We start from the raw sequence: 14,006 nt of genomic DNA, 5'->3' as shown, positions 1-14,006 counted from the left end.
ACATGTCGCCTTCGACTCAGACTTCCAAGCCGCATTATCGCTCCCGGCCGGTAACGGCCACGCTTATACTGATTGGCGGGACGCTGCTGCTGCTGTTTGCCGTCTCCTTGTCCATTTCCGTAGGAGCCGCCGATATCAAGCTAGCCACCGTATGGAACTCCTTGTTCCATTTTCAGCCTGAGCTTACGCAGCATCAAATCATTACGGAACTGCGATTCCCTAGGGCGGTGGCTGCGGCGCTGATCGGGGCCGCGCTGGCCGTAGCCGGAGCGATTATGCAGGGGATGACCCGAAACCCCATGGCCGACTCGGGGCTGCTGGGCTTAAGCGCAGGCGCCGGTTTAGCGCTAGCATTATGTTTTGCTTTTATGCCGGGCACCTCGTTCCTTACGGTAATGTTATATTCATTTGCCGGTGCGGGACTTGGCGCGGGGCTTGTATTCGGCATCGGCTACTCGTCGCGGGGAGGATTGTCGCCTGTCCGGTTGACACTGGCCGGCGCCGCTGTCAGCATGCTGCTGGTCGCCATCAGCGAAGGTATCGCGATTTACTTCCGTATCGGACAGGATCTGGCTTTTTGGTATGCCGGTGCGGTGTCCGGGACCGGCTGGACGCAGATCAAAATCGTTACCCCATGGATTATCGGGGGATTGCTCGGAGCGTTTGCTTTAGCGAAATCGATCACACTGCTTAGTCTGGGGGAAGAGGTGGCGACCGGACTTGGGCAAAGAACCGGCGTCATCAAAACTTTAGGGATGATTATTGTTTTGGTGCTCGCCGGAAGCGCGGTATCCTTGGTTGGCGCTATCGGTTTCGTTGGTTTGATGATTCCCCATATCGCCAGGTTTCTCGTGGGCGTAGATTATCGCTGGGTAATTCCTTCTTCCGCCTTGCTGGGAAGCTTGCTGATGGTATTTGCCGACATATTGGCGCGGATGGTCCATCCTCCGCATGAGACGCCGATTGGAGCGCTGATCGCCGTGATCGGAGTACCTTTCTTCCTGTACCTTGCGCTTAAGCAAAAGGGGGGATTGGAATGAATAAACCGGAGGCGCCGCTGTTCTTGCGGCATAGGGCCGTCAAAGCATATACCGTTATGGCTTTGTTTGCCTTTTTCATCATCGGGGTATTTATTTTCAGTATGAACACCGGATTTATTCGGCTGGCTCCCATAGACGTTTTCAAAACGCTGCTTGGTTGGGGAACGGATAAACAGGAATTGATCTTGTTTCAGTTCCGCCTGCCGCGCATCGTCATCTCTGTCCTGATCGGCATGGGAATGGCCGCGGCGGGCTGTGTGTTCCAAGGCATATCGCGTAATCCGCTCGCCGACCCCGGGGTCCTGGGAATCAACGCCGGCGCCGGCCTGGCCGTGACGTTGTTCATCTCGTTTTATCCGGCTACGGCGGATGCGCCCGTTTTTCTGATGCCGCTGATTGCGCTTCTAGGCTCGGCTGTCGCGGCAACGCTGATTTATGTGTTGTCGTACAAAAAATATTACGGGCTGCTTCCGATCCGGATGGTGCTGGTCGGCATCGCTTTGGCGGCCGGCATCAATGCCGCCATGATCGTGCTGCAGCTTCGCCTGCGTCCCGAAAACTATCAAATGCTGCAAATCTGGCTGGTGGGCAGCATTTGGGGGGCATCTTGGAAATACGTGCTGGCCTTGCTGCCGTGGATTATCATTTTGCTGCCCTATGTTTTTGTCAAAGCCCGTGCGCTCGACATATTGAATCTTGGCGATCAGACCGCGACCGGACTGGGGGCCTCCCTGGAGCGGTCACGTCTTGGACTTTTGGCCGCGGCGGTAGGTTTAACGGGGGCTTCCGTCGCCGTTGGCGGGGGGATCTCTTTCGTCGGGCTGATTGCTCCGCATTTGGCGAGACGGCTGGTTGGCCCCAAACATGAATATTTGCTGCCGGCCTCCGCTTTGGCGGGAGGGCTTCTGGTGATCGTCGGAGATACGCTGGGACGCTGGGTGCTCCAGCCCGCTGAAATTCCGACGGGGATCGTCGTTGCGGTCGTCGGGGCACCTTATTTCTTATATTTGCTCACCAAATCGCGGATTTAGGTGCTTGTTTGATCTGCCGGACCGCTTCTTCCAATTGCGGATACGCAAATGAATATCCGGCCTGAAGCGCGGCGTTCGGCTTGACACGTTGTCCTTCCAGCAGCATGGAGGACATCTCGCCTAGAAGGGTTTTGAGCATGACTCCGGGAAGGGGCAGCCAAAAGGGACGGCGATGGATTCCGCATACGATACGTCCAAACTGCTCGTTGGTGACGGGATTTGGACTTACCGCATTGACCGGCCCTTGAAGCTCGGCATGGGAGACGCAGAAATCGGCGAGGGCGATGAAGTCCCGGAGATGAATCCAGGGAATCCATTGCCTGCCTGTGCCGACTTTTCCGCCGATCCCGAGCAGAAAAGGAAGCCGCATGAGCGGATACGCACCTCCGCCAGAGCCCAAAACGACGCCGGTGCGCAGCTTGATTAGCCGGATGCCGGTGAAATCGGTGTTCGCCACCGCTTCCCACTGCCGGGTAACATTCGCCAAGAAACCGTTAGCCGCGGGCTCACGTACCTCGTTAAAATAAGCCGTTTCGGAAGTCCCGTAAATTCCGACGGCAGATCCTTGGAGGACGACCGCAGGTTGCCGTTCAAGGGCTTGCACAAATCGGGCCGCGGCTTCGGTAGATCTTATGCGGGACTCGAGAATCCGCCGCTTGGCTTGAGTGGTCCAGCGCTGGCTGATTGCGGCGCCCGCAAGGTTGACGACGACGTCTATCCCCTTAAAGCGAGAGGACTTTGCGTCCAAATCCGTCCATGTGACATAAGTCGGAGAGCGATTATTGCCTTGCGGTCTGCGAGGTTCGTCGGGTAACTTCCGGGTGACGACCAAGATCTCATGTCCTTGCTTCAGCCAATAATCGGACAAGGCGCTGCCTAAAAAGCCGGTGCCTCCAAAGATAATGGCTTTCATGCCTCTCACTCCCCTCGGATTGACGACTCCATTTCGGAAATATATGCTCATGCCTTAAGAAAACATCCGGCAATGCTCGCGTGGCGAGGCCTGGCCGGATGCAATAATAATAATGAAAAGAACCGCTGTATTATTTATTCATAAGATGCCGATAGGGCTGATAATCAATCTGGTTCTTCTCGAGAAAAGACACGAGAAACTTGTTGTCCCGCTTTGGCGTCGCCGCTATGTATCCCTTGATGCAGTGTGCCTGCGTAATCTCGAAAGCCTGCTCCTGCAGCGCAATTTTGCCGATTTCGGCAGCGATCGAATGGCGGGCGATGTCTCGGAATGGCCCTGGCACGGGCTCCACGAGTTTGTTCAGAAAAGCCTTGGCTTCATCCGACCAGAGATGCCGGCTTTGTTCCACCCAATGGTTTTGCCAGTCGAGCTTGGACATGCCGTCGGCTTTGGGGAGAACTTTCAGGAACTTCCGGAACATAAAATATCCCCCGATGGCCATCATTCCGAGCAGCACAAACCCCCAAAACGCGATCGAGTTCATGAACCAGCGGTTCGGACCGTCTACCGCAGCAGCCAATCCAGCAGGCATCACTAGATGCAGCATATTGTTTATCACCTCGTTTACTCGTATAGAAAGAGCTTTAACAAAGTTCACCGAAAACAGCGGAAAAATTTAAAATTGTGAGATTTAAAAATGTTATGATTTGATAAGAATTATACCTTATTTCTTTATTTATTTCGATATAAAGGCTAAAATAGGGTTGTTTAGCGATTTAATGTCCAAAAGGTAGTTCAAAAAGTCATTTTTTGAAAACCTGACTTTTTGGACACGGATTAAAAGGGGGTCACATGCATGCTTAAAATAGGTTCCCATGTCTCGTTTTCGGACAAGGGTTTGATTACCGCCACGGAGGAAGCGATCTCCTATGGCTCCAGTTCGTTTATGATCTATACCGGGGCACCGCAAAACACCCGACGCAAGCCGATCGAATCGATGGGCATCGAAGAGGGGAAAGCAGCGATGACCCAGGCGGGCATCGACGAAATTGTTGTTCACGCCCCCTATATTATTAATCTCGGATCTTACAAATCGAACACCTACCAGCTAGCCGTTGACTTTCTACAGGAGGAAATTCGGCGTACCCATGCACTGGGCGTGCGCAATATCGTGCTCCATCCGGGCGCTTTTACGGAAAAAGATGCGGAGTACGGCGTGCAGCGGATTGCCGAAGGTTTGAATGAAGTCCTTAACGGAACTGGCGAAACGGAAGTACGCATTGCGCTGGAAACGATGGCCGGAAAAGGAACGGAAATGGGCCGAAGCTTCGAAGAAATCGCCGCGATTATCGATAAGGTTCAGCATAACGAGCGGCTGTCGATTTGCCTTGACACCTGCCATATCCACGACGCCGGATACGATATCGTGAATGATCTGGATGGCGTGCTGCGCAAGTTCGACGATACGATTGGCCTAGACCGGATAAAAGTGGTTCATATCAATGACAGCAAAAACCCCATCGGCGCTCAAAAGGACCGCCACACCCCAATCGGCTCAGGCTGGATCGGATTCGAAGCGATCAACCGCGTCGTCCACCACGAAGCGCTGCAAGACCGGCCGTTTATTCTGGAGACGCCTTGGGTCGGGAAAGATGCAAAAACCCAGCGTCCGATGTATGAAGTGGAAATTGCTTTGCTGCGCGGGGATACGGCCGAACGTTTCGGAGAAACATTCCTGAGTGAAGTTGAGGAATTGGGAGCGTTTTTTGCCAAGCAGGATATCCATCCTCGTTCCTATGTGCTGGACGTCTGGAGTGTTCTGAAAAACGATGCCAAAGCCAAAAAAGCGGATCCGCGCGAGCCGATGGAACGGCTGTATGACCTGGTGATCGAAGCCGGATTGTTCAAGGAACGCAGCGAGGAAGAAGTCAATCAGCGGCTGATCGCATGGTTTGCCGGCAAGGCGTAAATCAAGAATCAGCCAAAGTTTCGGCCGAACCTTGAGGCAAAGGAGGGGAATGCACTTGGACAAACACGTTAAAACAAGCGGGGTTCCTGTCAAACCCTATGAGAGCAACCGGGCGCGCATGCTGATTTCCTGCCCGGACGGGCCGGGGATCGTGGCGGCAGTGTCCCGTTTTCTGCACGAGCATGGGGCGAATATCGTTCAGTCGGACCAGTATACGATGGATCCTGACGGCGGTATGTTTTTCATGCGGATCGAGTTTGACCTTGAAAGGCTGGATGCCCTTCTTCCCAAGCTGACGACCGACTTTGCCGTCATCGCGGACAAATTCGGTATGGAATGGAACATTTATCCCCTCAGTCACAAAAAGAAACTGGCGATCTTCGTTTCGAAAGAGGACCATTGCCTAGTCGAACTGCTGTGGCAATGGCAGGCCGGAGATTTGAATGCGGACATCGCCATGGTTGTCAGCAATCATCAAGACATGCAGAGCTACGTCGAATCTTTCGGCATTCCTTATCACTATATTCCGGTGACGCCGGACACTAAGTCCGAAGCGGAGCGAAAGCAGCTTGAAGCCGTAAACGGAAAGGTGGATCTCATTGTGCTGGCGAGATATATGCAGATAGTCTCTCCGGCGCTGATTCAACCTTACCGGGGGCGGATCATCAATATCCACCATTCTTTCCTTCCCGCCTTTGTGGGAGGAAAACCTTACGCCCAGGCCTACGACCGGGGCGTGAAAATTATTGGAGCCACCGCCCACTATGTCACGGAAGAGCTGGACGGCGGTCCGATTATCGAGCAGGATGTCCAGCGCGTCAGCCACCGCGACGATGTCGGCGAGTTGAAGCGGATCGGACGGACGATTGAACGCGTTGTGCTGGCCAGAGCCGTCAAATGGCATATTGAAGACCGGATTCTGGTGCATCAAAACAAAACGGTCGTGTTTAATTAAAGCGGCAATGCCTCAAAACCGTCATAGCGAATCAATGGCTGGACGGTTTTTTTCATAACGAAGGGGACGAATTCGGCTTGTCCAACCGTTATCGGTACATAAAAGCATCCGATTTTTTTATGTGATTTCGAGAGAAAACGAATGGGAATAATGGTATGGAAAAGGGCGGCAGGACGTGATACACTAGATATAGTCAAAATGATTTTTTCAAAGTGATTGTTTTGAAAACTTAAGTTTATGTTTTTCATGATTTGCCAGAATCTTTTCATATTAAGGGAGGAAATTTGAATGCCACTCACAGACAACAAAACGATCGATAACTTGTCGATTACCACGATCCGCACCTTGGCGATCGACGCGATCGAAAAAGCGAAATCCGGCCATCCGGGGATGCCGATGGGATCGGCTCCGATGGGTTATCAGCTGTTCGCCAAAACGATGGTTCATAATCCGGACCACCCGACTTGGGTCAACCGCGACCGCTTCGTTTTGTCCGCAGGACACGGTTCGATGCTGCTGTACAGCTTGCTGCACCTCAGCGGTTACGATCTTCCGATGGATGAAATCAAGCAATTCCGCCAATGGGGCAGCAAGACGCCGGGCCATCCGGAGTTTGGCCATACCGCTGGTGTCGACGCCACGACCGGGCCGCTGGGTCAAGGTTTGGCGATGGCTGTCGGCATGGCGCTTGCTGAAACGCAGCTCGCGGCGACTTATAACAAAGATAATTTCAAAGTTATCGATCACTATACGTACGGCATTTGCGGCGACGGAGACCTGATGGAAGGCGTGGCGAGTGAAGCCGCTTCTCTTGCCGGGCATTTGAAGCTGGGCAAATTGATCTTCCTGTACGACTCCAACGACATTTCTCTCGACGGCAAGCTGAACCTCAGCTTCTCGGAAAACGTAAGACAACGTTTTGAAGCTTACGGCTGGCAAACGCTGCGCGTGGAAGACGGCAACGATCTGGCCGCGATCGAAGCGGCGATTGAAGAAGGCAAGCGCGAAACCGGACGCCCTACTCTGATCGAAGTGAAAACAGTCATCGGCTACGGCAGCCCGAACAAACAGGGCAAAGGCGGTCATGGCGGCACGCACGGTTCTCCGCTCGGCGCCGAAGAAGCCAAACTCACGAAAGAAAACTATAAATGGGTTTACGAAGAAGATTTCTACGTTCCGGAAGAAGTGCGCGAGCATTTTGCCAAAGTCAAAGAACGCGGAATTGCCTCCAACAAAGCTTGGGACGAGGCGTTTGCAAAATATAAAGCGGAATATCCGGAGCTTGCGGCTCAATTCGAAAAAGCGATCCATGGCGACCTCCCGGCCGACTGGGACGCTGATCTCCCTAAATACAGCGTTGCGGATAAAGCGGTCTCGACCCGCGTCGCTTCCGGCAACGCGCTGAACGGATTGGTTCATCGCGTGCCTCAACTGCTCGGCGGCTCCGCCGACCTGGAAAGCTCTACGATGACGCATTTGAACAATCTTCCGATGTATACGCCGGAAACCCGCGACGGCCGCAACTTGTATTTCGGGGTTCGCGAATTTGGAATGGCGGCTGCGATGAACGGAATTACGCTGCACAGCGGCCTGAAAGTATTCGGCGGTACATTCTTCGTATTCACCGATTACCTGCGCCCGGCCGTTCGTTTGTCGGCCATCATGAAGCTGCCGGTTACTTACGTGCTGACGCATGACAGCATCGCCGTTGGCGAAGACGGACCTACGCATGAACCGATCGAACAATTGGCGTCCCTGCGGATCATTCCGGGCCTGACCGTCATTCGCCCGGCCGACGGCAACGAAACTTCCGCCGCTTGGGCCTATGCCGTTGAAAACAAATCGAATCCGGTAGCGCTCGTGCTGACTCGCCAAAACCTGCCGATCCTCGAGAAATCGGCCGAAATGGCCCGCGAAGGGATCAAACGCGGCGGTTACGTGGTCTCCGACGCCAAGGACGGCAAACCGGTCGCGCAAATCATCGCCACGGGTTCCGAAGTGCAGCTTGCCGTGAAGGCGCAAGCCGCTTTGGCCGAAGAAGGCATCCATGTCCGCGTTATCAGCTTGCCAAGTTGGGATCTGTTTGATAAACAGGATCAAACGTACAAGGAATCCGTCATCCTGCCGGACATCAAAGCCCGGGTTGCCGTTGAAATGGCGCATCCGTTCGGATGGGACCGTTACGTCGGCGATCAAGGTTCCGTGATCGGCATCGATATCTTCGGGGCTTCCGCGCCTGGCGATAAAGTGATCGAAGAATATGGCTTTACGGTAGAAAATGTAGTTAAACACGTGAAAGCCCAATTGAAATAAAGAAAGCAATGCCTAACCGAGGGGAGCGGGGAAAGTGACGCAGCAACTGGAGAACGTAACCGTGGATAAAGCCGCGAATATTTATTTTGACAGAAAAGTAACGAGCCGGACAGTCCGGCTTCAAAACGGGAGCAAAATCACGCTGGGGATCATGCTCCCCGGAGAATATGAATTCTCGACCGATTCGCTGGAAGTGATGGATATTCTCTCCGGAGATTTGAAGGTGATGCTGCCGGGAGAGTCGCTGTGGCGAGAAATCAGCGGTCGGGGGACGTTTACCGTTCCCGCGAAGTCTTCCTTCAAACTGGAAGTGCGCAGCGTAACGGATTACTGCTGTTCTTACGGTACGGGGGCTTAAGCCTCTTTCACAGATGTTTACGCTGTTTGAAATCAACATCAAAAAGGCAGGTCCCGGCAAATAGCCGGGCCTGCCTTTCATATTGGCCGAAGCCGGAGTTAGCGGTTCTTACGGCTTATAGCGATTTGCCGCCGATGGTTTGTCCGATCCACGCTTCATAGATTTTGACGACGGAAGAGAGATCCTCGTCGCCGTACCCTTGCGTCTGGCCCGCCTGGAATAGGCTTTTGGCCAGGTTCAGCATCGGAACCGGAATGCCGGCACCGTCGGTCAATGAAGAAGCAAGCTTCAAATCCTTAAGCATCAGAGCGAGGGAAAATTGGTTCGTAAAATCGTGATCGATGATTTTGTTCCCTTTAAGCTCCGCCGCTTTGCTGCCCGCCGAGCCCAGCTTGACGAGCTGCAGGAACGCTTCCGGGGCGAGGCCGGATTTGGCCGCGATCGTAAAGCCTTCGACAAGAGCCAAGTTGTTGATGCCAACGATGGTGTTATGAGCGAGTTTGGCGATCGACCCGCTGCCGTTAGGTCCCATGTGCAATAGCGTGGTACCCATGGTTTCAAACACGTCCCGCTCTCCATCCACGACGGCGGCGTCTCCGCCGACCATAAATACGAGCGTTCCGGCTACGGCCGCCGGAGAGCTTCCTGTAACCGGCGCGTCAAGAAACTTTCCGCCGAGCTTGATTGTTTCTTCGGCCAGCTTGCGAACGAGCGAGGGCGAGATCGTGCTGCAATCGATGACGGTCGTTCCGGAATTAAGGCCGGCGAACACGCCGTCCGGTCCATCGTAAACACCGGCGATGGAAGCATCGTCGCTGACCATGGTGATAACCGTATCGGCCGCTGCGGCTGCTTCTCTTGGGGATGCGGCTACGGTTGCGCCCTGCTCCGCGAGAGGAGCCGTTCTGGCGGTTGTCCGGTTATAGACGGTGACTTCGTAGCCTTTCTTGAGCAGATTGGAGGCCATGGGGGCGCCCATTGTTCCCAGTCCGATAAATCCGATTTTTTTCAAGATCTTCACCTTCTCCTAGTAATTGAACATCATTTAATTATTTTATCATGCGGGCTATAACCTGTACATTGTGCCCTTGTCTTTGCTGGGAATTTACAGTATCCTATTTTTAAGCTGGATAAGAGGTAGTTCAAAAATTCGACCTTTTATGTGGAACCAATCATTGAATCTTGCCTCTTGTTGGATAGGCAGTTAGATAAATAAACAGATGGAGGTTTTTAAGCAATGTCCAAAAAAGTGACGTTTGATTACAGCAAAGCCCTTCAGTTTGTCGGGCAGCATGAAGTCGACAATTTAGCCGAACAAATCCGCACGGCTCATGAAACATTACATAAGGGCACCGGAGCAGGCTCGGATTTCCGCGGTTGGATCGATCTCCCGACCGATTACGATAAAGAAGAATTTGCCCGTATTCAGAAAGCGGCAGCCAAGATCCAGAGCGATTCCGACGTTCTCATCGTGATCGGAATCGGCGGTTCCTATCTGGGAGCTCGCGCGGCAATCGAATCGCTGTCCCATTCCTTCTATAATCTGCTTCCAAAAGACAAACGCAAAACCCCGGAGGTTTACTTTGCCGGTAACAATATCAGCTCCACTTACGTTAATCACCTGCTCGATCTGATCGAAGGCAAGGATTTCTCCGTGAATGTTATTTCCAAATCGGGAACGACAACGGAACCAGCCATCGCTTTCCGTATTTTCCGTGCGGCGCTGGAAGAGAAGTACGGCAAAGAAGAAGCTCGCAAACGCATCTACGCAACGACTGACCGCGAAAAAGGCGCTTTGAAGAAGCTGTCCAATGAAGAAGGCTACGAAACGTTCGTGATTCCGGACGATGTAGGCGGACGTTATTCCGTACTGACGGCCGTAGGCCTGCTGCCGATCGCTACCGCCGGCATCAACATCGAAGAAATGATGAAAGGCGCAGCGGACGCTTCCAAGGAATTCAGCAACCCGAACGTGGCCGAAAACGCCAGCTACCAATATGCGGCCGTGCGCAACGCGCTGTACCGCAAAGGCAAAGCAACGGAAATCCTCGTTAACTACGAGCCTTCCCTTCATTATGTATCCGAATGGTGGAAACAGCTTTTCGGCGAGAGCGAAGGCAAAGACTATAAAGGCATTTATCCGGCATCGGTCGATTTCTCGACGGACCTGCACTCCATGGGTCAATTCATCCAGGAAGGCAACCGGAACATTTTTGAAACGGTCATTCAAGTAACGGAAGTTCCTAGCCATATCACCATCGAATCCGATCCTTCCGATCTGGACGGCCTGAATTTCCTCACCGGCAAAACGCTCGATTTCGTCAACAAAAAAGCATTCCAAGGCACTTTGCTCGCCCACACGGACGGCCAAGTACCTAACCTGGTCGTCAACGTACCGGATTTGACTCCGTACTCGTTCGGCTACCTCGTATACTTCTTTGAAAAAGCTTGCGGCATCAGCGGTTACCTGATGGGCGTCAATCCTTTCGACCAACCGGGCGTTGAAGCTTACAAGAAAAATATGTTCGCGCTTCTCGGCAAGCCGGGTTATGAAAAAGAAAAAGCGGAGCTCGAAGCAAGACTCTCCGAATAATAACGGCTTTCGCGATTAAGAGAACAACAGCGCCAGGAAGCAGTTCACCGGATTAACAACCCGGTCGAACTGCTTCTTGGCACATTCATAAGGATGGGTTCATATGTTAGAGCGTTACAAGACGGTTCGCGGAGCCGGAGACAAGGAAATCGTCATCAAAAAGTCGAGGTTTATCGGACATGTCAAACCGGTGGATAACGAGGCCGACGCGGTCTTGTTCATCGAAGAGATCAAGAAGAAACACTGGAACGCGACGCATAACTGCTCCGCTTATATGATCGGGGAGCGGGACGAAATCCAGAAGCAGTCGGATGACGGCGAGCCTAGCGGAACAACGGGCAAACCGATCCTGGAAGTGATCAAGAACCAAGGCCTCAAAAATATCGCTATTGTCGTAACAAGATATTTTGGAGGCATTATGCTGGGAGCCGGCGGTTTGATCCGGGCATACACCGACGGCGCCGTAGCGGCGATCGAAGCGGGAGAAGCAATTACCCTAGTGCTTCATCGCGAAGTATTTGTTGAACTTGAGTATACCTGGTTGGGCAAGGTGGAAAACGAGCTGAGAAATCGCGAGATCCGGACGGGAGATACGGGGTTTGCCGACAAGGTGACGCTCCGCGCTTTGCCGCTCGATTCGGAGGCCGAAGCATTTAAAGACTGGATGATCGATTTGACGGGAGGCCAAGCGGTATTGGCGGAAGGCGATAAGCTTTATTTTATTGAAGGGGAATAATGCCTATGGCGAGAAGAGCAGTAGATCAGGAGTTGTCGAGAGAGAGAATTATGGACGCCGCGAGACATTTGTTCATTACCAAAGGCTATCGCGGAATATCCATGAGAAGCATCGGCCAGCATTTGGGATACAGTCACGGCTCGCTTTATTATCACTTTAAGGAAAAAGCCGAACTGTTCTATGCGATCGTGGTCAAGGATTTCGAGTCCCTGTCGCAATTGTATGAGCAGGTTACGAAACGCCCGCCGGCCGAAGGCTTGTCCAAGGTGGAGCAATTGATGCTGGAGTTCATCAAGTTTGGTCTTGAGCATCCGCATCAGTATGAAATCATGTTCATGCTCCGGGACGAGGAAATTTTGGCTTATTGTCGAACCGAACAGGCCAAATGTTTCGAGATGTTCGATTCCATTGTCCGCCGTTTTTTGCAGGAAGAAAGCCATCCGCTGGAAAACAATCCTTCTCTTCCGCTGAGTATGTTTTTAGGGGTGCATGGGTTTGTTTCGTTTTACATTCAGGATCATTTGACCTTTGATGAGATCATGCCCGCTGCGATCGCCCATGTGAAAATGTTAAGCCAAAGCAGTTATCGGTTAACGTCATAGGAGACGTTTTTGTTTTGCATTCGCGCTTTACCCGTTCACACCATCATAGCTTTGACACTTTATAGCATTGCTGGGATAAACCGGATGGACACGGTCGTGTCGTCTGGTTTTATTTTGCCCATAAGAACTCAGGCTTCTCCTATGACTTTAACAAAGCGCTCGCGCCTGCGCGGACCCGAACTCTCAGAAATAAATACCATGCCAGCGTCCAAGCAGCAATTCCTCGGTTTTTTCGAATCGTCTTCCTTTTTGTGTTTATGCTGCGACTTTTGGATTGACGGGGCATCCCGGGTTTGATAAAGTGGCTTTAAGACGTTAATCCAAGTATTTTAATGTGATTAAATATAAAATCTGAAGCTCGGATCATTTTGAAATACACGAAAGGATGTGACTTAAAATGCACGTAGAGGTAAAGCATCTCGATAAACATTTCGGCAATTTTCACGCCGTAAAGGATGTCGGCTTTCACATCGAAAAAGGGCAGTTGATCGGACTCCTTGGCCCAAGCGGCGGCGGCAAAACCTCCATTCTGCGGATGTTGGCCGGTCTCGAACAGCCGGATGCAGGGGAAATTTTATTCCATGGAAAACGAGTCAACGAGCTAGCGCCCCAAGATCGGGGAATCGGTTTTGTTTTCCAAAGCTATGCACTTTTTAAGCACATGACCGTGTACGAGAATATCGCCTTTGGCTTGAAGGTGAAAAAGATTCCGAAGGCCGCGATTCGGGAACGGGTCACGGAGCTGGTTGAACTTACGGGACTCACGGGGTTCGAGAACCGTTATCCGCACCAGCTGTCCGGCGGGCAGCGCCAACGGGTCGCTTTTGCCCGGGCATTGGCGCCGGAGCCGCAGCTGCTGCTCCTCGACGAGCCGTTTGCGGCGATCGACGCAAAGATCCGCCAGGAGCTGCGTTCCTGGCTGCGGGAGCTGATCGAGCGGGTAGGAGTCACCTCGATTTTCGTGACTCATGATCAAGAAGAAGCGATCGAAGTGGCCGACGAAATCATGATCATTAACCAAGGACGATTGGAGCAGAAGGGGACGCCTTGGGATATCTACAAGAAGCCGAGCACGCCGTTCGTCGCTTCGTTTATCGGCCAATCCACGCTGGTGGAGCGGGTGTCCGCGATCAAGGGCTTTGAAGAAGAAGGAGGAGGGGCAGCTACGCGCGCGCTCATTCGTCCTGAATATATCGAAGTCGGAACGGAGCGCGAGTTCACGATTTTATCCGCCACCAGTCCGGGCGTGGTGAAGCATCTGCATTTTCGCGGGAGCGAATGGCTGGTGGAAGTGGAGACCGGAGGGCATACGCTAACGACATTCCGTTCGCTGGAGAAGGAGACGCTGTCGCCCGGTCAGGAGGTTCGCGTGTTGGTGCACCGCGCATACTTGTTTAATGAAGAGCGCAGCTGGATCCTCGAGAATCCTCTGAAGCGCGAACCGCTCGAAGTGATCATTTGAGGGCCGAATCGTGGAAGCAAAAATGAACGGTGGA

Annotated in this window: 13 protein-coding genes; 10 read left to right on the top strand and 3 right to left on the bottom strand. The window is 52.7% G+C overall.

All coding sequences use genetic code 11. The annotated features are described in order from the left end of the window. Positions 1–2: 2 nt before the first annotated feature. Positions 3–1,040 carry a FecCD family ABC transporter permease gene (locus ACI48K_RS00650; RefSeq protein ID WP_475025627.1) on the top strand — a complete coding sequence of 346 codons (1,038 nt, stop codon included), beginning with the start codon at positions 3–5 and terminating at the stop codon, positions 1,038–1,040. Continuing rightward, on the top strand, positions 1,037–2,071 hold the full coding sequence (locus ACI48K_RS00645) for a FecCD family ABC transporter permease (protein ID WP_475025626.1): 1,035 nt from the start codon (positions 1,037–1,039) through the stop codon (positions 2,069–2,071). Before ACI48K_RS00650 ends, ACI48K_RS00645 begins: the two co-directional genes overlap by 4 nt. On the opposite strand, the gene ACI48K_RS00640 is transcribed toward ACI48K_RS00645, so the two are convergent. After that, on the bottom strand, positions 2,052–2,984 hold the full coding sequence (locus ACI48K_RS00640) for a TIGR01777 family oxidoreductase (protein WP_475025625.1): 933 nt from the start codon (positions 2,982–2,984) through the stop codon (positions 2,052–2,054). The genes ACI48K_RS00645 and ACI48K_RS00640 overlap by 20 nt on opposite strands. 130 nt (positions 2,985–3,114) lie before the next feature. Continuing rightward, complete coding sequence (locus tag ACI48K_RS00635) at positions 3,115–3,591, bottom strand: DUF2621 domain-containing protein (protein ID WP_475025624.1); 477 nt, start codon at positions 3,589–3,591, stop codon at positions 3,115–3,117. A gap of 249 nt (positions 3,592–3,840) precedes the next feature. On the opposite strand from ACI48K_RS00635, the gene ACI48K_RS00630 reads away from it, so the two are divergent. From ACI48K_RS00630 to ppnP, 4 genes are all read left to right on the top strand, one after another. Then, the gene (locus ACI48K_RS00630; RefSeq protein WP_475025623.1) at positions 3,841–4,953 is read left to right on the top strand and encodes a deoxyribonuclease IV; all 1,113 of its coding nucleotides are present in this window, start codon (positions 3,841–3,843) and stop codon (positions 4,951–4,953) included. A 55-nt stretch (positions 4,954–5,008) separates the two neighbouring features. Continuing rightward, positions 5,009–5,908 carry a formyltetrahydrofolate deformylase gene (gene purU / locus ACI48K_RS00625; protein ID WP_475025622.1) on the top strand — a complete coding sequence of 300 codons (900 nt, stop codon included), beginning with the start codon at positions 5,009–5,011 and terminating at the stop codon, positions 5,906–5,908. Between the two features lie 288 nt (positions 5,909–6,196). After that, positions 6,197–8,221 carry a transketolase gene (gene tkt / locus ACI48K_RS00620; RefSeq protein WP_475025621.1) on the top strand — a complete coding sequence of 675 codons (2,025 nt, stop codon included), beginning with the start codon at positions 6,197–6,199 and terminating at the stop codon, positions 8,219–8,221. A 34-nt stretch (positions 8,222–8,255) separates the two neighbouring features. Further along, positions 8,256–8,579, top strand: a complete 324-nt coding sequence (gene ppnP, locus ACI48K_RS00615) for a pyrimidine/purine nucleoside phosphorylase (RefSeq protein WP_475025620.1) — start codon at positions 8,256–8,258, stop codon at positions 8,577–8,579. Between the two features lie 115 nt (positions 8,580–8,694). On the opposite strand, the gene ACI48K_RS00610 is transcribed toward ppnP, so the two are convergent. After that, on the bottom strand, positions 8,695–9,591 hold the full coding sequence (locus tag ACI48K_RS00610) for an NAD(P)-dependent oxidoreductase (RefSeq protein ID WP_475025619.1): 897 nt from the start codon (positions 9,589–9,591) through the stop codon (positions 8,695–8,697). 225 nt (positions 9,592–9,816) lie between these two features. On the opposite strand from ACI48K_RS00610, the gene ACI48K_RS00605 reads away from it, so the two are divergent. The 4 genes from ACI48K_RS00605 to ACI48K_RS00590 all read left to right on the top strand — a co-directional run bounded on the left by ACI48K_RS00605 (position 9,817) and on the right by ACI48K_RS00590 (position 13,972). After that, positions 9,817–11,172 carry a glucose-6-phosphate isomerase gene (locus ACI48K_RS00605; protein ID WP_475025618.1) on the top strand — a complete coding sequence of 452 codons (1,356 nt, stop codon included), beginning with the start codon at positions 9,817–9,819 and terminating at the stop codon, positions 11,170–11,172. A gap of 103 nt (positions 11,173–11,275) precedes the next feature. Continuing rightward, positions 11,276–11,908 carry a YigZ family protein gene (locus ACI48K_RS00600; protein WP_475025617.1) on the top strand — a complete coding sequence of 211 codons (633 nt, stop codon included), beginning with the start codon at positions 11,276–11,278 and terminating at the stop codon, positions 11,906–11,908. Between the two features lie 5 nt (positions 11,909–11,913). Further along, positions 11,914–12,510 (top strand): TetR/AcrR family transcriptional regulator, encoded by a 597-nt coding sequence (locus ACI48K_RS00595; RefSeq protein ID WP_475025616.1) that lies wholly within the window; start codon positions 11,914–11,916, stop codon positions 12,508–12,510. 397 nt (positions 12,511–12,907) lie between these two features. Continuing rightward, a complete protein-coding gene (locus ACI48K_RS00590) occupies positions 12,908–13,972 on the top strand; it encodes a sulfate/molybdate ABC transporter ATP-binding protein (protein ID WP_475025615.1) in 1,065 nt (354 codons plus the stop codon). The last annotated feature ends 34 nt before the right edge of the window (positions 13,973–14,006 follow it).

Source organism: Paenibacillus terrisolis (assembly GCF_056171975.1).
This window is presented reverse-complemented; position numbering and strand designations above follow the sequence as displayed.